The 17,869-nt window shown below is 66.1% G+C and carries 17 protein-coding genes; 7 read left to right on the forward strand and 10 right to left on the reverse strand.

Features of this window, described 5'->3' with window-relative positions; translation table 11 throughout:
* Positions 1 to 319 precede the first annotated feature (319 nt).
* Positions 320 to 652, forward strand: coding sequence for a hypothetical protein (locus tag ACFY6U_RS28395; RefSeq protein ID WP_390042687.1), 333 nt, complete (start codon positions 320 to 322; stop codon positions 650 to 652).
* 312 nt (positions 653 to 964) lie between these two features.
* Here ACFY6U_RS28395 and tgmC read toward each other — a convergent pair whose 3' ends face one another.
* From tgmC to ACFY6U_RS28415, 4 genes are all read right to left on the reverse strand, one after another.
* Positions 965 to 2,164: an ATP-grasp peptide maturase system methyltransferase gene (tgmC, locus tag ACFY6U_RS28400; RefSeq protein WP_390042689.1), complete on the reverse strand. Its 1,200-nt coding sequence runs from the start codon at positions 2,162 to 2,164 to the stop codon at positions 965 to 967.
* On the reverse strand, positions 2,076 to 3,143 hold the full coding sequence (gene tgmB / locus ACFY6U_RS28405) for an ATP-grasp ribosomal peptide maturase (protein ID WP_390042691.1): 1,068 nt from the start codon (positions 3,141 to 3,143) through the stop codon (positions 2,076 to 2,078). The genes tgmC and tgmB overlap by 89 nt, the downstream gene beginning before the upstream one ends.
* Positions 3,144 to 3,146: 3 nt before the next feature.
* On the reverse strand, positions 3,147 to 3,380 hold the full coding sequence (locus ACFY6U_RS28410) for a putative ATP-grasp-modified RiPP (protein WP_390042975.1): 234 nt from the start codon (positions 3,378 to 3,380) through the stop codon (positions 3,147 to 3,149).
* Between the two features lie 76 nt (positions 3,381 to 3,456).
* A complete protein-coding gene (locus ACFY6U_RS28415; protein ID WP_390042692.1) occupies positions 3,457 to 3,948 on the reverse strand; it encodes a hypothetical protein in 492 nt (163 codons plus the stop codon).
* Positions 3,949 to 4,129: 181 nt separating this feature from the next.
* On the opposite strand from ACFY6U_RS28415, the gene ACFY6U_RS28420 reads away from it, so the two are divergent.
* A complete protein-coding gene (locus tag ACFY6U_RS28420; protein WP_390042694.1) occupies positions 4,130 to 5,392 on the forward strand; it encodes a transcriptional regulator in 1,263 nt (420 codons plus the stop codon).
* Here the strand turns inward: ACFY6U_RS28420 and ACFY6U_RS28425 are convergent.
* From ACFY6U_RS28425 to ACFY6U_RS28440, 4 genes are read right to left on the reverse strand one after another with little or no spacing between them, the layout of a single operon-like run.
* Positions 5,373 to 6,035, reverse strand: a complete 663-nt coding sequence (locus ACFY6U_RS28425) for an HAD family hydrolase (protein ID WP_390042695.1) — start codon at positions 6,033 to 6,035, stop codon at positions 5,373 to 5,375. The genes ACFY6U_RS28420 and ACFY6U_RS28425 overlap by 20 nt on opposite strands.
* A gap of 56 nt (positions 6,036 to 6,091) precedes the next feature.
* Entirely contained in the window at positions 6,092 to 7,063 is a 972-nt protein-coding gene (locus tag ACFY6U_RS28430) for a hypothetical protein (RefSeq protein ID WP_390042697.1), read from the reverse strand.
* A gap of 3 nt (positions 7,064 to 7,066) precedes the next feature.
* On the reverse strand, positions 7,067 to 8,089 hold the full coding sequence (locus ACFY6U_RS28435; RefSeq protein WP_390042699.1) for a hypothetical protein: 1,023 nt from the start codon (positions 8,087 to 8,089) through the stop codon (positions 7,067 to 7,069).
* Positions 8,090 to 8,131: 42 nt separating this feature from the next.
* Complete coding sequence (locus ACFY6U_RS28440; protein ID WP_390042701.1) at positions 8,132 to 11,302, reverse strand: DUF3427 domain-containing protein; 3,171 nt, start codon at positions 11,300 to 11,302, stop codon at positions 8,132 to 8,134.
* Positions 11,303 to 11,882: 580 nt separating this feature from the next.
* Here ACFY6U_RS28440 and ACFY6U_RS28445 point away from each other — a divergent pair.
* From ACFY6U_RS28445 to ACFY6U_RS28460, 4 genes are all read left to right on the forward strand, one after another.
* Positions 11,883 to 12,200 (forward strand): hypothetical protein, encoded by a 318-nt coding sequence (locus ACFY6U_RS28445; RefSeq protein ID WP_390042703.1) that lies wholly within the window; start codon positions 11,883 to 11,885, stop codon positions 12,198 to 12,200.
* Positions 12,201 to 12,307: 107 nt separating this feature from the next.
* On the forward strand, positions 12,308 to 13,486 hold the full coding sequence (locus tag ACFY6U_RS28450; RefSeq protein WP_390042705.1) for a hypothetical protein: 1,179 nt from the start codon (positions 12,308 to 12,310) through the stop codon (positions 13,484 to 13,486).
* The gene (locus ACFY6U_RS28455; RefSeq protein ID WP_390042707.1) at positions 13,483 to 14,109 is read left to right on the forward strand and encodes a hypothetical protein; all 627 of its coding nucleotides are present in this window, start codon (positions 13,483 to 13,485) and stop codon (positions 14,107 to 14,109) included. Before ACFY6U_RS28450 ends, ACFY6U_RS28455 begins: the two co-directional genes overlap by 4 nt.
* Positions 14,110 to 14,113: 4 nt before the next feature.
* The gene (locus tag ACFY6U_RS28460; protein ID WP_390042709.1) at positions 14,114 to 14,707 is read left to right on the forward strand and encodes a hypothetical protein; all 594 of its coding nucleotides are present in this window, start codon (positions 14,114 to 14,116) and stop codon (positions 14,705 to 14,707) included.
* A gap of 22 nt (positions 14,708 to 14,729) precedes the next feature.
* Here the strand turns inward: ACFY6U_RS28460 and ACFY6U_RS28465 are convergent, their stop codons facing one another.
* Positions 14,730 to 15,749, reverse strand: a complete 1,020-nt coding sequence (locus ACFY6U_RS28465; protein ID WP_390042711.1) for an SEC-C domain-containing protein — start codon at positions 15,747 to 15,749, stop codon at positions 14,730 to 14,732.
* 85 nt (positions 15,750 to 15,834) lie between these two features.
* Here ACFY6U_RS28465 and ACFY6U_RS28470 point away from each other — a divergent pair, with 85 nt between their 5' ends.
* On the forward strand, positions 15,835 to 16,125 hold the full coding sequence (locus ACFY6U_RS28470; RefSeq protein WP_390042713.1) for a DUF1905 domain-containing protein: 291 nt from the start codon (positions 15,835 to 15,837) through the stop codon (positions 16,123 to 16,125).
* Between the two features lie 96 nt (positions 16,126 to 16,221).
* Here the strand turns inward: ACFY6U_RS28470 and ACFY6U_RS28475 are convergent, their stop codons facing one another.
* Positions 16,222 to 17,694, reverse strand: a complete 1,473-nt coding sequence (locus ACFY6U_RS28475; RefSeq protein ID WP_390042715.1) for a beta-1,6-galactanase — start codon at positions 17,692 to 17,694, stop codon at positions 16,222 to 16,224.
* Positions 17,695 to 17,869: the final 175 nt, after the last annotated feature.

Genomic DNA, 17,869 nt, shown 5'->3' on the forward strand with positions numbered 1-17,869 from the left:
GAATGGAGGATGCATACGACGGGCCATCGGTTCACCGACCGCCCCGGTACGCGCACAGCTCCGCGCCCTACGCGGGGCGCTGCCCGCCGACGCCTGGAAGCGGATGATCCCCCTCTGCGTGAAGCCGAGTCAACTTCACCACTTCAAAAGGCACTTGAACGAGCCGAGGAGAACCACACACAACGACGGCCACCGCCGGGCGCACTCTGGGATCGGTTCCAGGAAGGCAAGCGAAAGGCGTAGCGTCCCTGAACAACCCGGTGACGGTCACCGATGGGGCCCGCGCCCGCAGCGCTGGTCGGCGAAAGGAAGCAGCCGCGTGAACGAGATGCCGACCCCCGACAGCTGTCATGGCGGCGTGGAACTGCAGATCGAGCGGGTCATCGTCGCGTCCCTCGAACAGGCAACGGTCAATGTGCGCTGCCTGAGGGGCCCGGTCCGTCGCGGCGCCCGCTTCAACCGCCTCAGCGGTTCAGCACAAGCACTCGACCTGACCATGACCGAGGCCCTCGTCTACGGGCATCGAGTGGCACACCTCGACACAGGCCTCACCGCCTTCGTGACCCTCCGAGGCAAAGGCGTCCAGCACCTCATGTCAGGCACTCCGGCTTCCGGAGGGCAGGTCATCCAGGGCACCAGCCCGTCGCCTTGACCCCGTCGCCCCTGACCTGAAGCCCCCCGGCCGACGGCTCCCTGCGACCCACCCAAGGGCCCTCCGACGCAGGCCCCACCCCACCCTTCCCGGCCGCCCGCCCGCTTCTTCCCCGTGCCGGAGTGAGCCGAGTCAAGGGTCGGCCGAAGGCCGATCGGCGCCAGCCGACGCGGACGCGGAGCGCAGCGGAGCGGGAGCGCCCTTTACTCGGCTCACGGAGGCACGACACTGCCGAAGAAGCGGGCGGCCGGGGCACCTTGCAGCCGACGGTCCGGCAGGTGACCTCGACACCGGTCCCACCCCAGAAGCAGTTCAAGCCCCCGGCAACTCAAGACCGGACACCTGCGCGTGGACCAGCCTCTGCTCCCTCCCGCACACCCGCAGCCTGAACGTATCCGGCCCAGGACACCCGGCAGAGTCGAAGACGTCGACGACCTCCTCAACGCGCTCCCACAACCGCACAGGCCCGGCCTCCCGCACCTCCCACCCACCGTCGTACGGCGTGAGCGACGCGGCAGAGCCCTGGACGACGTCGACCACGTGCACGACCTTGCCCACGGAGGTCATCTGAGCATGAGGCACCGCGCACTGGACGAGGAAGCGCAGATGGAACGCCTCCGGACTGGCAGTCGTGATCCGCTCCGGCCCGTACCGCGCCGCCCTGGCCTTCTCCGGCAGCCCCGCCGCCCAGTGGGCGGGATTCCCGAAGACCGGAGCGGCCTGCGCCCGGACCGACATGAAGGAGACGGTGCCCGGCAGCAACGGCCCCTCCGCCGTGCCGTCCTCGCCGACCGTGAGGAGGACGCGCGCATAGCCGTACAACCAGCCGGACAGCGTGAGCAGGATCTTCCCGCCCGGCCGGGTCTGCGCGACGAGCGCCTCCGGAACGGAACGGAAGGAACAGGCGGCCACGATCCGATCGAAGCGAGCCTCGGGCCAGTAGCCGTACCGCCCGTCCGCCACAGCCAGGGTCGGCGTGTAGCCGCAGCCGTACAGGGCGCCGGCCGCCACCGCCAGCCGGTCGGGATCGACGTCGATGCTCGTGACGTCGGCGGATCCGAGGCGCTCGCAGGCCAGCGCGGTGGAGTAGCCGCTGCCGGTGCCGATCTCCAACACCGTGTGCCCTTCATTCACCTCGGCGTCGGCCCACATCCTCAGGACGAGCGACGGCAGGGTCGAGGAGGAGGTGGGCGCTCCACCGTGCCGTACCGCGGGCGCGTTCCAGTCCGGTTCCCGGTCGTCGAACTGGGTGATCAGCGTGGCATCGGAGTACGCGGCGGCCAGCCACCTGTCGTGGTCGAGTTCGGCGGTGACGGGTTCCCATACCACCAGTCCGTTCTCGTCGGTCTCGCCGGCGGCCAGGTAGAACCCCGGCACGAACCGATGTCGAGGCACCTCGTCCACAGCCGCCAGCCAACGCGGATCATCCACCGACCCGTCCCGCGCGAGTTCCTTCGCCAGCTTTCGCCGAAGTAGAACGGCGTTGCTCTGAGGGTCGTTTGGTGTCGTCAAGGTCTTCGATTTCCTCTCTGCTCAGGATCTCGGCGAACGCGCCGGCGATGGCCGGGGCGTCCGGAAGCCAGCCCCACTGCCCGTTCGGATTGCACTCGATCGCCCACCAGTCCTCCGGAGCCGTCCCGTCACCGGTGAGCGCGAAGTCGAAGCAGCCGAAGACCAGCCCGAACGAGGCCAAGTAGCCGTGCAGAGCGGCGCGAATGGGCTCGGGCACGACGACGGGATCGTGGACGAGACGGTCCCAGTCACCCCGGCGCCAGTCCAGCGCACCGTCCGGCGAGGTGATCCGCTGGGCGAAGACCCGACGCCCGACCACAGTGACCCGTACATCCCCGCTCTTCGGAATCTCAGCCTGGAACAGATGCGCGGTCACCGCCACCGAGTCGTCAAGCGCACCGGGTTCGATGCGCTGGGCCCAGATCGCCCCGGCACGTCCGTCCTCGCCCTCCGGCAGCCCACGGAACGACTTGTAGACGACGCGCTCGTGCTCGGCGGTGAACTTCCGAGCCTCCGCGACGTCATTGGTGATCAGCGTCGCCGGAACGCGGAGCCCGAGAGCGGCGAACCTCTGGAGCTGGGCGGGCTTGAAGTCGGCGCGGGCCACGGCGGACGGATGATTGACGTACAACGCGCCCCGCAGACCGTGAAGCACACCCCCTAGTCCATGACGTGCCTCGGCGACGGCGAACTCCCGGGACTGGCGCGGCAACTGCCGAAACCGCGCGGCGAACGGGGTCGGACGCCGAAAGTAGACGGCCGTCACGGCCTCCACATCCACCTCCCGGCTCGCGGTACGCAACCGCCCACCCCACGTCGAGCCGCCTCCCGACCCGAGCCGGAACCCGAAGACAAGGTCCGGCCCGACATCCCCCGGATCAACGCGCACGACGGCCGCGCCACGCTCGTTCAGAGCCTCGATGACCCGGTCCGCGGTGACGTCCTCCAACGCGGTGAGCACCAGAACAACCGACTCCACCGCTCAGTCCGACTCGTAGTCGGTCGTGTTGTCGTCCTGCGTCTGCGGTTGGGGCTTCTGCCCGTCCCCACCACCGGAGACCGAGGCCGTACCCGTCGTCTTCGACGTCCCGTGCTTCCCCATCTCGACCACCTGCCCGGCGGCGTCCGTGTACACGGCGGTCTGCGAGGCGGCATCCAGCACCACGGACACGTACGCCGGAGCCCCGACCGGCAGCCGATCGGTCACCAACCGCATGGCCCAAGGAGCCTGAACGGCCGTAGTCGTCATGTGATTGCTCACCATTCCTTTCGAGGTTCTTCGCGGCGGAGGATCAGGCTTCCGAGCAGGCGGCCAGTCGCGACCGTCCCCTCTTGACCAGGGCCGTGATCGCGCGCGGGGTGCAGAGATCGCCCTCGTAGCGCGGCGGAACCAGCCAGTAGGTGCCTGGGGACTGCTGCCGGTCGAGCCGTGGTACACCGAGATAGGTGCCGTGCCCCAGACACGTGGCGATGTCGTCGTACGCCCAGACCAGACCGGCGTGCCCCTGGATCAAGGCGTAGTACGTGCCGCCCGCCACGCGGCGGTCGTAGATGATCGAGCCCCCGAGGAGGAGGCCGAGGCAGACGGCGACCTGGTCCGGGTCGCTCGATTCCACGGCTGCGTGCACCTCGTCCGACGCCATCCGCACCGCTGCGAACCGGTCGCCGAGCGGTAACAGGGCGACGCCCTGAACCGCCCACTCGTGCCAGGCCTGCGCAGGCGTCGGATGGGCTCGTGCAAGCCATTCGGAGATCGCTCTGTCCAGGGCCTCTTGCGTGTCCACAACCTGCCTCCTGTCCTGGGGACAACACAAAGCCTCCGGTAACCAGGCGTCAGATTCGAGGACTTGAAGAGGTCGCTAAAGGGACCCCAAAGGGGCCTCTTCGACTCCTTGAGGGGTAGGTCATGCCTGAAACGGGACTCTGTGTGGGAGAGTTGGAAAAGCCGTAGCAGGAGGTACTCCCATGCCCAGGCCCACCGGCAACGTCCGACTCAAAGCCGCCCGCGTAGCCGCGGGTTTCAACTCCCAGCAGGATTTGGCCGACGCACTCACCCAGCACGCCAAGGAGATGGGCGTCCGAGGGCTGTCGATCGGTGTACGACAGGTCCGCCGCTGGGAGTCGGACAACCCGCCCTGGCCGCAACCGGACTGCCATCGTGTACTTGTGCACCTGCTCGGACAGAACATGGAGGCGTTGGGGTTCACGCCCCCTTGGGGCACGGACGGGCCGCAGCACCCAGAACACGCGCGGCGTCCCCTGGCCACCGGCGGCCGGGCATCGCTGCCCCGCAAAGTCGCCGTGGCACCTCAACCCACCACGGCCGGTGCCGATTTCATGGCGGTGACCCGAGCCCACCGCCGGCTCTACTGGTCGGTCGCACCGGCCGAGCTGCACCCGGCCGTCGCCGCACACGCGACGCTGGGATGCGCCCTGTTGCCGGAGACGGCGGACTCGACACGTCGTGAGGTCGCGGCCGCGGTGGCGGAGACGTATCTCCTGGCAGGTCGTATCGAGTTCTTCGATCTCCGCGAGCCGACCACGGCCAATGACACCTTCCTGTTGGCTCTGCAGGCAGCAGGGGAGGCGGACAACGCGTTGCTCGGCTCGGCAATCATCGCGCACATGGCGTTCGTCCCGGGATGGGCCGCGGATCGCGACGGCGCGCTTGAACGTATGACGGCCGCGCGCACCTACGCCCGAAGGGCTCCCGCCTCCGCCGAGTTCCTGGCCTGGCTGGACGCGGTGGAGGCCGAGTGCGAGACGAGGTCGGGCAACAGCCGTACCGCGCTGCACCTCCTCGGCCACGCAGAGGACGTCCTGGCGGCGGGTAACGAACACCCTTCGCCGGAGTGGCTGGACTGGTTCTCCCCGGCCCGGTTGGCGGCCTTCAAAGGCAACACCCAGATGATCGCGGGCCACCTCCCGCAAGCCCGCCAAAGCCTGCTGCATGCCCTGACCGCGATGACACCGGCCGAGGACAAGCAACGTTCGGTGGTCTACGGCGACCTGGCAGCCGTCGAGGCGGCTTCCGGAAACCCGGAGCAGGCCTGCGAGTACGCGGGCAAGGCCCTCGACCAGCTGGCGGTCACCTGGTACGCGACCGGCATGGACCGGGTACGAGAGGTACGCCGAGCACTCACGCCTCACCAGGCCGAGCGCTGCGTACGGGACCTCGACGACCGCTTGTACGACTGGTCGACGACCCTCAGTGCACTTGGCCGTTGAACTGCGTGATCAGTTCCTGAAGCTCGAGCAGTCCCTCGACCCGGAAGGTCGGAAGTTCCCTGACATCGGGATCATTCCACTGAATGGTGGCCCAAGGCCCGCGCCGCACGAGAGCGGTGTGCATGCCGGCCTGCCGGGCGGGACGGATGTCGTTGTCGCAGCGGTCCCCGACGTACAGGATCTCGTCGACGTCGAACGGCACGGCCTCGGCGACCCGCTTGAAGAACTCCGGGTCGGGCTTACTGGCCCCCCAGTCGTCCGACGTACCGATCAGATCGACGTCGTGGGAGAACAGCTCCCGCAGGATCCGACCTGCCCGGACGGTCTGGTTCCCGGCGATCCCGAGCCAGAGCCCGTTCTCCCGGAGAGCAGCAAGTGCAGGCCTGACGTCCGCGTAGAGATCTTCCTCCCCGAAGGACTCCGGCTGCCCGGCAGCGGCCCGCTTCTCCCGCTCCTCGTAGAGGTCGAACCCGGTCCGGAACTCCTGGAACACCTCCCGATAGTCCCGCCCTTGCGCGATCACGGCGCCGAACATGGCGTGGAAGGTGTGACGCGGCACTCCGAGCCAGTCGGCCCAGGTCCCGTACTCCCTGGTCTCGTCCACCAGGCACTCACCTACGTCGAAGACGACTGCGCGGATCATGGTTCTAGAGCGTAGAGCACCCTTTGCCGGTGAACGAGGGGCATCGCCCTCAAGAGCTAAGAGCCCGCTATTTCGGACGGTGAGGGCAGCTTGAAGTAAGGAGCTGGCCACTCGACCCAGCCGTCTGCGTCTGCTTGGGCGACATGTTGCAACAAAAGAGCCGTCGGGTCTTGGAGGTCGACCCTTCCTTCACCTATAAGGAGTTGAGCGCTATTGGGTATTGAAGGGTAGTGAATTCCCAGCAACCCGCATATGTGCTGAAAATCTTCGTTAACGTTTTCGTTGCCAAGGTTGCCGTGGAGGTAGTCACGTAGGCGTGCGCAAATATCGAGCACCGCTTGTCCACTGTCGGTCACCTCAAATTCACCACCCTGCAAACTTCCACTGCTCAGGAATCCAAGGATGAAGAGTCGATCGACTTCGCTTCGGATGGAAGCTGTATTTACGCCCAGCATCTTGGCGGTATGAGATATGTTGCGATATCCGCTTTTCTTCACGTGTGACAGAATGGCAAGGGGGAGGCCGGGTCGTGTTGATGCAGCAAGGCGTGTGATGTCTTGGGAGTTGAGGCCGCCCAGAACTACATGCAAAAGCAGATCCCTCGATATCTCTTCTCGTAAAAAATCGTATATCGCCTGGCAAGCTGCCGGATCGGACGCTTTAAAGTCACTCGGTACCCAAAATACCCGCAGACGTGAGAGGCGGTTTCGCATGGGAGTGGTCAGGTGGGACTGGGTTACTTCAGCTAAGCGAGCGCGGTGCCTGCTCTCGTGGCGTGCAATATATACGGCAACGTCTATGTCATTTTCATTGATGAACGTTCTCAGGTCTTTCTCTATGCCGTCTCCGCCATGCTTCCAGAGAGTCTGCCCAACAACCACCTTTGACCAGTCACGCTTTAGGTCGCACGAAAAGTCGAATAACTTTCGCTGCCCCTCGGTGTAGCCAAAGAGGGTCGATTTGGACGCACTCTCCATTATCTGGAGGGCGGCGCTAGAGAGAAAGTCGTGTTCTGCCGAGGAGGCCATGGACTACTCCGAAGATGTCGGGTGCGAATTGCTCGGGTATCTCGTGTATTGGGTGCCATCTTGATAGATTAGATCTATACCTTCAGCGTGAAGCAGATTTATCAAGTCGTCCTGCGGCTTGTTTGGCAGCAAGGTAACCAATTTAGGCTTGGCTGGTATCACGTGGCGCACAAGGTCTTTGAGTTGGCCCACCGCAACTCGGACTTCCTCGCGGCTACTGTCGCCTCGTATTGCGTATAGTTCGCGCATGCTGGCATCGTAAAGATCCGTCTTGAGGATCTTTGAAGTTTCCGCGATCTTTATCTGGAAAGCGAATACGTCATGCCCTTGCTCTGTTAGCTCGTTCAGGTAATCCTCGCGGAGAGCCGCTTGCCGGAGATCGGCAATGAGGCTTGGTTGTGCGGCACGACGACTTTCTGATACTTTCTTTCGTTTCGGCTGCGTCAGCTTCGGCTCGTCCAGTCGGGTGGCTGCTACGCGTGCTAGAACTGGCCGCGCTTCGGTATTTTCCGCGCGTGATATGACGTCCTGGGGCAGCCGCTCGTAATCCCCGCTGGGCCGCAGACGGAATACGATGATGCAACGCTTCGCACCACGCTCATCCAGGGCCTCGCGTACGGTGTACGGCTGCTTTCTATCGAGGGCAAACTCACCAACGTACCGCTGCTGTTTGGCGGACGAGCCTCCACCGGGAACCTTGCCTGTGGCCATGAAGACCCGCAGGGATTTGCCAGGGTCGTCGGCATGGTAGAGGACTGCCTTGTTTCCAGACCCATTTACCCCTAAAAATGTTTGATCTCCGACTTTGCCGTGGCCTGTGTACTCAAAAACGGGTCCGAGTGCATCCTCTTCGTCTAGCCAGCCATCCTCATACCCATACTTCTTGCCACTGCTGTGATCGACGTAAATAAGGATATTTGGGGTGGTGGCGGAGCTGATGATGCCAGCCTGGTTCCCCCCGCCGAACAAGATCTTCATCTCATCGCGTGTCGTCAGCAGACCGGGCTTGATCGAAGCTATGTCCATGACTCGACACTAGCCGATCGCACTGACAACAGAAGCGGTCAACTAGCCTGCATTGATGGCCGCATACGTCCACGCGTCTGCTGGCAGTGGGTGCTCCAGGCGCCAGGTGATCGCCATCGGCTTGCTGCCGGTGTGCTCCGCGTAGGTGGCTGGACCCAGGAGCATCCAAGGGTGTGACTTGCCTATGTCTGTGTTCTTGTAGCGGCGCATGAAAAGGAGGACGTGACTGCCCTGTTCGACATGGTGCTGGTAGCGCTGCCCTGTGGGTGAGGTTTCGGCGGTCGCATTCTGGGACTCCCAGTGGAAGAGCCGGGGGCTCAGGGCGAAGTCCTTGTAGCGGACGGTGGGGGAGAAGTCCTTCTCGTTCTTCTCGAGAGTGATCAGCAGAGCGTCCGTCTGGTTGGGTTCGTCCCACAGGACGCCCTGGGCGAAGGACCCAGGCATCTGCCCACCGAAGCGAGCGACGCCAAGCGCGGCGAGGATCTCGGAGCGGTTGTACGCACTGTGAATCTTCAAGGGGATGTGCGCGTGCGGGCCCTCCAGTGGGATGGGGAAATGGTCGGCCTGGCCTATGACGTGGTCGAGTACCTGGCGCAGTTCGCTACGGAGAGCCTGCTGCTCGTGCAGTGAGTCAAGGCCTTCGGCGTAGGAGGTGAAACCACCAGCCTTGTCCCAGAGGTTGAAGAAGAGCATGCGCGCGTACGCTGCGTCCCTCGGATTCAGAGCCTCGTACGACGGGGCGTCATCGCTCAGTAGACGGCTGTACGCCTCAGCCCGCTCAAGGTCGTCGACGTGCAGGAATGCGTGCACGCGCCTCAACAGGTCTTCCTCGCCGGTCTGTTCAGGTAGAGAGGCCAGGCCGGCTCGGCGCAAGACGGACGTCCACGAGTTGCTCGACTTGTACAACTCCTTGATCTCGCGGCGACTCTCCCTGAGATAGTCGGCAAGGAGTGGGGTGTTGAACGATCTGACCTCCTTGGCAAGGGTCTGGACGGTCGCCTTGATCTGCGTACGGATGTTCTCCAGCACCAGGTCCTTGGACTTGCCCTCAAGGATGATCTGGCAACCGGACGGCAGCAGGGGGAAGTCACGCTCAGCGTGCTCAAGAAGCCGGTTGCGGGACAGGTTGGTCATCGCACGGAACTGTTCCTCAAAGCGGAACTCGGCGCGATGCTGGCCGATGAAGTCAAGCACGGTGAGTACGGGCTTATCGGGCGTGCGGCGCAGGCCTCGACCGAGTTGCTGAAGGAAGACCGTGGCGCTGTTCGTGGGACGCAGAAGCAGCAGCGTGTCGACGTCAGGGATGTCCAAGCCCTCGTTGAACAGGTCTACGGAGAAGATGACCTGGATCTCTCCGGCCTTGAGCTCGGACAGGATCCGATCACGGACCTCGGGCTTCGACTCGCTGTCCAAGGCAGCAGCCTTGAACCCCGCCTCCTGGAAGCACTTGGCCATGAAGTGAGCGTGCTTCCTGGTGACGCAGAAACCGAGCGCCCGCATCTGCGACGGGTCGGATACCTTGTCCTGCACCTGCCTGATGACGATGCGGGCGCGGAAATGGTCGGCGGAGAACAAGTCGCCGAGCTGGCTCTGGTCGTAGGTTCCTGAACGCCAGTTGAGGCGCGTGAGGTCAGTACCGTCAGGCACACCGAAGTAGTGGAACGGGCAGAGAAGGTCGTTGTCGAGCGCCTCCCATAGCCGCATCTCGGCGGCGATCCTGCCCTCGAAGAACTCATCCTGCACGTTGAGCCCGTCGGCACGCTCAGGAGTGGCGGTCAGGCCGAGGAGTTGCTTCGGTTTGAAGTGGTTGAGGACGCGGCGATATGTCGTAGCCGTAGCGTGATGGAACTCGTCGACGACGATGATGTCGAAGTGTTCCGGGTCGAACTGCTCGAGTCGCTGGTCGGTAAGGGACTGGACGCTCGCGAAGACGTGCTCCCAGTCGCGCGGCAGCTCGCCACTGAAGAGGGGTTCGCCGAAGGAGGCGTCATCGAGCACTTCGCGGTACTTCCGGAGCGACTGCTTAAGGATCTCTTTGCGGTGTGCCACAAAGAGCAGCCGCGGGTACTGCTTGTTGCCCCACTGCTTATGTAGAGAGCGGTAGTCAAGGGCGGCCATGACGGTCTTGCCTGTGCCGGTCGCTGCGACCAGCAGATTGTGGCGGTGACCGCGGACCTCACGCTCGACGCGTAGCCGTTCCAACATGTCGGCCTGGTGCGGGTACGGCCGAACCTCAAGGCCCGAGAGGCTGATCTTGGAGTCCTGGTTGGACATCGAACCACCCGCGACGCCCAGAGCCTCGTCCAATTTGCGGGCGTCGCGATCTGGGTCATAAGCCTCAAAGGCGATGTCATTCCAGTACGAATCGAAGCTGGCCTCGAACTTGGTCAACACGGCGGGTGTGGCGACGGACGACAGGCGGACGTTCCACTCCAAGCCGTCAAGAAGCGCTGCCTTGGAGAGGTTGGAACTGCCTACGTACGCGGTGTCGAAGCCGCTGTTGCGACGGAACAGCCAAGCCTTAGCGTGCAGGCGCGTCGAGCGGGTCTCATAGTTGACCTTCACTTCCGCGCCGAAGTCACGGACGAGACGATCGAGGGCGTGCCGGTCGGTCGCGCCCATGTACGTCGTGGTGATGACACGAATAGGCACGCCACGCTGGGCTGCCTCGCGGAGGGAACTCTCCAGAACACGAATGCCGTACCACTTCACGAACGCGCACAGCAGGTCAATGCGGTCTGCCGTGGCCAACTCGGCGCGCAGTTCGCTGCCGAGGCTCGGGTCCTCGGGGGAGTTGGTGATGAGCGCGGTTTCGGACAGTGGCGTAAGCGGTCGTAGCGCGTAGACGCCTGGGGCTTCCCTCTCGGCGAGAGCCAGGAGTTGACGGGGGCCATCGGCGACTAGATCGACAGCATCACCGGCTTCGAGGTCGGCAGAGTTGGAGGCAAGGGATTCGATGATCTGGTTGGCTACGGCAACGCGTTTGTCATGCGGCAACTGGCTGAGTCGTCGTCCTATTGCCCGGCTGAGATGTCGGGCGAGTACATGGGGTGACGATTCCTCGCTGACCTCGTCATCGATGGCCTTCCAACCAGCAGCGCTCAGCTGCTCCATCTGCTCTTGCATGCGCTGGGTGACGAGTTCCTCGTAAACACCCGCGACAGGTTGAGACAGGTCCCCCGGCTGAGCCACGCTGTTTCCCCAATCCCTCATGCACAGCAATGGCTCTGTTGTAGCAGGTGGCGCTGACAGTCCCGAGGGAAGACTTCGGCTTCTCTGAAGTTGCCGTTGGGCCGCCCGCTTCTCCTCAGTGTCGTGCCTCCGCACCCCGCCTCAAGGGCGCTCCCGCTCCGCTGCGCTCCGCGTCCGCGTCGGCTGCGCCGATGGCCCTGCGGGCCACCCTTGACCCGGGCCGCTCCAGCACGAGAGAGAAGCGAGCGGGCGGCCCGGGGAAAGTGGGCGGCTTGCCGGGGTGTGCCTCGGGTGGGTTGCGGTCGCGGCCGGGGTTGGGGCGCCTCTGGTGGGTGGGGGCACGCCGGGTGGTTGGGCGGCGGCCTGGGCGTCTGTGGTGGTGGGCGGATTGTGGGTCGTGGCAGGCGTAGCGCGCGCCCGCGTGCACCGCAGTCGGAGTTCGGGGTGAAGCCGGTGCGAACTCCCGCACAGTCGAAACGTTGAGTGGATCTTGACGGAAATCCGGCTGGAGTCGGACCGTGCAGGGCCGCTAGCGTCGAGTCACTCGTGTCGTGGTTCGTCTCATCGGTCGCCGAGGGCTCGGCAGGGGTGGAGGAGGGGGATGAGCGGCGGCGGTAGTGACATATTCGTCGACTTCGACGTGCTTCAGCGCGTTCGGGACGACATCCAGCACATCGGCGAGATCATGCAGCGCCCTGGTCGGGAGATGGATGAGGTCGACGGCGCGGCAATGGGGGTGTTCGTGCTGGCCGTGCGGATGAATGACTTCGGCGACGAGTGGTCGTACGGGATCAAGCAGATCGAGAAGTTCTCCGACGCGGCCGTCAAAGCCCTCGACGGGATACGGAAGGCCTTCGAGGGCCTCGATGACCGGGTGGCCGAGGAACTGCGGAGGTCACGGGAGGTCGGCTCTGTATGAGCGACCTCTTCTCGTGGCCCTCTCCTACGCAGTCCTCGCCCCTGCGGGGGGAGTTCACGGCCCTCGGGTTCGTCCCCTGCCCCGGTGATCCACATACTGCGAGGCACGTGGCGGACATCGTGCGGCGGACCGCCGATGCGTTGCACGAGATATCCGACGTGCTGCACGGCACCGGAGAGGGCGACTGGAAGGGGCGTCACGCCGAGGCTTTCCGGGAGCGGTTCGACGACGACTTCCGGCCCCGGGTGGACCAGGCGAGACGGTCGTTCGGCAAGGCGGCGACGGCGTTGGTGGGTTGGGCCGATGCCATGCCCGAGTGGCAGCGCAAGGCGGCTGCTCTGGAACGGCGGGCCAAGGACGCTCTCGATGCCCGGCACGCGGCCGAGCAGCGACTGGCCGGGCTGCCGCCGGCCTTTCTGATCGACCCGAAGGCGGAGGACGGCGCCGGGGTCAGCAAGCGGGAGAAGAACGAGAAGGACAGGGCCGCTGCGGAGCTGGCGATCGCTACCGCTCGGGCGGACTTCGAGCGGGTAGCCGCCGAGGCGCGCAATCTCGCGATCGACTTCGATATCGAAGGGCGGGCCGTCGCGAGACGCCTCGACAAAGCGATGGACATCGCTCCGGACGAGCCCGGCGTGTTCGACAAACTGGGCGACGCGGTCGTCGGGATCGGGAAGGCTCTGGACACGATGAACCGAGCCGCCGCCGATGCCGTGAGCGCGGCCGTGGGCGATGCCGTCGAGTGGCTCGCTGAGCATGCGAACTCCATCGCCGCGCTCGGTGACGTACTCGGGACCGTCAGCGCGGCCCTCGGCGCGATCTCGCTCGGTCTTGCCTTCGCCGCTCCGGAGACGGGCCCACTGGCGCCTCTGCTCCTCGGCGGGGCCGAGGTGATCGGGCTCGCCTCGGGAGGCTTCTCGCTCGGCGCGCTGGCGGTGCACGGTACGGCACGTGCCGTCGGCGGCGATGCCGTGGTCTCCGATCGGACGCTGGCCGAGGACGCTCTGGGTGTGCTTCCCTTCGGGGGCGTTCTCAAGGGCGTCTCCCGTGTAGCCGCCGAAAGCCGTCTGGCCGTCGGAGCCGCCAACTTCGGCCTCGTGGACACCGTTGCGGCATTCATGGGGGATCCGACCGCACTCGGATACTGGGGTCCGGATAACGAGCGGCAGGTCGCGGAGGACGTGGTCGTTCCCGGTGGGGCGATGCTGGTGGCCTTCGAGAACGCCTGGCACGCCGGAAGCGAGAAGGACAGGGCGGCTCGGGAGAAGGAGCAGGCGTCGCGATGAAGGAAGCGGAGATTCCGGGCCACTTCGACGGGCGGGGCCGCGTCGAGTTCAGCCTGAGCGGTCTTGAGGCGGGACAGTCCGACACGATCACCGCGATCGCGTTCGAGTTCGGCTACGACCTCGCGGCGACCGAAGTGCGGAGCAGGAGCACGATGCGCCTGGTCTTCGTACGGAACGACTCCCCGACGGCTCGTCAACGGGCCGCGCAGACCCATGACCGACTGCGTGCCGGAGGCCCACTTCTCATGGCGTGGGCGGTTCAGGCGCCCGGCTCGGGACCAGCGGCGCCGCAGACCACCCTCACCGCCGTCGAGCTGGCGTCGAAACGCCGAGGCCTCGCCGCCTACGAGAGCAACGGCATCCGCGGACTGGTCGTCCTCGTCTCCGTGCTCAGCGTGGGCTGTCTCGTCCTTGCCTGGGTGCTGCGTCACGGACCTGTCGGAGCTGTAGTGCTGTCGGCGCTGTTCGCTGTGGCCCTGGCCGTCCTGGCGGCCCTCGTCCCCTCGCTGACGAGGCGCTGGTACGAGAAGAACCGACGGCTGGTGGATCTCTACGACCAGCAGCGAGCCGGCGGTGTGGGGCCGCCACCGCCCCCTCCCGGCAGCTTCGGCCAGGGAGGGTAGGGCAGTGATACGGGTCGACTTCTCACTGCCCGTGGAGTTCCAGGAGATCCCTCTGGAGGCGGTCGCCACGGCCGGTGAGGGGCAGGGGCCGACGAACGAGGCGACTCAGGTCCTGCGGCGAGTCTCGCGTTTCCTGAGTGACGTCGGAGTGGTGTACGCGGCCAACTGTCTCCACACCTTCGAGGGCCGACCCTCGTTCGGGTCGCTCGCCGTCGCGGTCGTCGACTACCCGTACGGCCACAGCGCGACCACGGCGGCACGAGGAGCCGTCCAGGCTGTCCTCGGAACGAGGGGAGAGGGCTGGAGCGGAGGGATCGTCCATGCCCCGTGCGGTCCGGCCGCCGTCTTCACCGGTGGCCGGACCCAGGTCCTCCCCGCTCCGCTCGCTTCGGACGGAGGTACCGGGCACGCAGAGGTACCCACCGCACAGTTCCACGCCATGATCCCGATTCCGCCGCCCGAGGCGGGTGGCGAGGGACTGCACATGTGCCTGGTGGTCTTCTCCACACCTCAGGTCGCCCACTGGGAGAAGTGCTACGCCCCGGTCGTCGCCGGCATTCTGCGGAGCCTACGTTTCTCCGGCGGCGTCCGTCCCTGACGTCATCGGCGGGGAGATCGACTCAGGCGGTGGGACTTCCGTGGCACTCCGCGTACGCCTGCCCCACGCCGCACCAGCAGTCCGACGTGCGCTGCGGCGGCCAGGCCACCGCCCGCCCCCGTGCCGCCAGCGTCGTCGCGTACTGCGGGAGGAGCGTCGTGTCCGCGGGGGACGAGCCCTCCGAGGCGGCGAAGGCCTCGTAGGAGGGGACGGTGCCGGTGACGATGCCGAGGTTGCCGGTGCCGGAGACGGACAGTTCGCGGAGCGAGGACTCTATGGTCGCGAGGTGCTCGGGGTGGGAGGGGTATTCGGTGGTCAGGGTCGGGTACGCCGACAGGAGCTCCGCCAGTTCTTCCGCCGGCCAGTGGAGGACCGCTACCGGGAAGGGGCGGGAGAGGGCCTCTCTGTAGGTGCCCAGTTCCGCGCGGAGGCGGGAGATCTCGGCCTCCAGCTCCTGCGGGTTGTCCGAGCCCAGGGACCAGACGCGCTTGGGGTCGTGGAGTTCGTCCAGGGAGATGGGGGAGGAGTGGAGGGTGTCGGCGCGGGCGTCCCAGTCGTCGTGGGGGAGGCCGAGCATGCGGCGGACCCTGTGGCGGCCGAACAACACCGGGTGCGTGGCGTAGGGGGGTTCGGCGACGTCCGTGAGGAGGAGGGCGGCCGCCTGCGTGAACGTGTCGTGCGCCGCTTCGAGCTCGTCGTGGGATTCGAGGGATTCGGCGACGATGACCCAGGGCGCCGGGTCGCGGGGGGCCGTGGTGCGGATGCCCTCGATGATCGCCCTGGCCTCTGCCTCGTGGTCGTACTCCCACAGGTTCGACGCCTTGAGGGCCCGGACGAGGGCCGCGTTCTCCAGGGTGTCCGGGGTGGCGAGGAGGCGGTCGTAGAGCGCGGTGGCGGCGGGGCGGTCGTCGGCCAGCTCCAGGTGGGCCGCGGCCTGGAGGAGAAGGGCTTCGGCGTCTTCGGGGTAGCGGCCGGCGGTCCGCTCCAGGCGTGCCGCTTCGGCGGTGTGGTCGACGTTCTCGGCAGGCGTGTCGGGGCGCATGAACGACACCGTACTGCCCGGCGGTGACAAAGAAGAGATAGGGATAGGGGGCAGTCGGTGCAGTCGATGGCGAGGGAGTCGTTCGGTGCGGTTCGAGTTCGGTGGACGTGTCGTGGAGTGGCGGGGGCCTGCTCCGTACTACTTCCTGCCGGTGCCGGCGGAGGAGTGCGAGGAGGTGCGGGCCGTGGCGGGCATGGCCTCCTACGGGTGGGGGGTCGTGCCTGTTGAAGTGACCTTGGGCGGGGTGGTGTTCGAGACGTCCTTGTTTCCCAAGGACGGGGGGTATCTGCTGCCGTTGAAGAGTGCCGTGCGGAAGGCGCAGGGGGTGGAGGCGGGGGACGAGGTGTGCGTCGAGATGCGGGTTCGGGTGGGGTAGCGGGGCCGGCGGCGGGGGCACGGTGAGCTGCGTGGCCCCGCCGCCGGGTGGGCCCGGTCCGGGCCGGTTCGGGCGGGCCGGTTCGGGCCGGTCGGGTCAGATCGTCACGCCGTCGATCTGGAGGGTCTGGACGGACTTCGCGGGGAAGGACACCGCCACCGTCTTTCCGGACAGGTGGGTGTCCGAGTACGACTTGTACGCGTCGCCGCCCGTCGTCACCGTGTTCCAGCGGGGGACCAGGCCGTTCGTGCCGCCCGTCACCGTCGTGAAGCCGGAGAGGTTGAAGGTGAAGGTCTGGGCGGAGGTGGCGGTGTTCAGCGCCACGATCACCAGGCGCTTGGCCGAACTGTCGTAGGCGGCCACGGCGTTGCTCACGCCCGTGTCGAGGATCTTCATGCCGGGGCGGATGTGGCGGCTGAACTGTGCCATCACGTAGTACTTGGTGGTGACCGCGCCGGCCGCCAGGGTGTTCGCGTCGTAGGCGATCATCGCCCAGTTCGTGGACGGGTCCATGACCTGCCAGTAGACCCAGGCGGTGGGGTGCAGCCAGCGGAAGTCGTAGAGCAGGTTGAAGGCCATGGTGTAGCCGGTGCCGTCGTTGTCGCCGGTCTCGGAGTTCCACAGTGCCTTGCCGGCCGTCGTCACGACGTCGGTGTAGAGGAGGTCGCGGCGGCCGCCCGAGCCCTGGTAGCCGTGGACGTTCACGCGGTCCACGTAGCCCTTCGTGGTGGAGGAGAAGGCGCTCCAGGTGGTGCGGGCCAGGTCGTAGCTGGTCTCGTCCGAGGCCGAGATCCTGGTGCTGGTCAGGCCCCGGCTGTTCAACTCGCTGCGGAGGTAGGGGAGTACGGCCGCCTGGACCGTCGAGTCCATGTGGCAGCCCTCTTGCGTGCCGGTCGCCGTCCACCAGGAGGAGGAGGGTTCGTTGAAGGCCTCCACCGTCGCGAAGTTCACGCCCCAGTTGTTCTTGGCGTAGAGGGCCACGGAGGCGAGGTGGGAGGCGTGCTGGCGGTAGTTCCAGGACTGGAGGTTGTTGCCGCCGTCGGAGGCGCCGGACGGGTTGTGGTTCAGGCACATCCACCACATGGGGGAGTTGGCGAAGAGTTCGGCCGTCGCGCCCCGGTTGACGGCTTTGACGAGCATGGCGCGCTGGGTGGCGTCCGCCGTCCAGTCCCAGGCCGAGGAGGTGGGGTCCTCGTTGTTCCAGTCCTGCCAGTAGCCCTCGATCTGCTTGAACGCGGGGATGTTGGCGGAGGCGACCATGCTCTCGCCGTTCACGCTGTTCCAGCTGGACGCGCCCAGGTTGTAGCGGGCGATGTTCAGGCCGAGGCCGGGCAGCGAAGTGCTGTTGTACGTCGTTGACTTGGTGGTGAAGAAGATGTCGGCGAAGTCGTCGCGGGTGCCGAAGACGTTGCCCCACCAGGCCAGGGAGGTGCCCCAGCCCTCCCAGGTGCCCCAGGAGGTGGACGGGCTGACGGCGATGGTGGCGTCGGCGTGGGCCGTGCCGGTGGCCAGGGCGCTGCCCAGGAGGCCGCCTCCCGCGGCGGCCAGGAGTGTTCTGCGTCGGATCATGGCGGCTTCTCAACCTCTCCGTGCGGCTCAAACACCGGTTCCCGGACCGGCGTCGACTCGTCCCCCCGCATGCCAACAGGAAGCATCAGGTGTGGTGCCTGAGGTTGTCGAGGGTTGTGACAGTGGTTTCTAAAACCCATGGAGGAATGGACGGCGGAGGGCGCCCGACGGGTGT

Origin of the sequence: Streptomyces sp. NPDC013157 (assembly GCF_042899865.1) — a bacterium.
GTDB lineage: Bacteria > Actinomycetota > Actinomycetes > Streptomycetales > Streptomycetaceae > Streptomyces.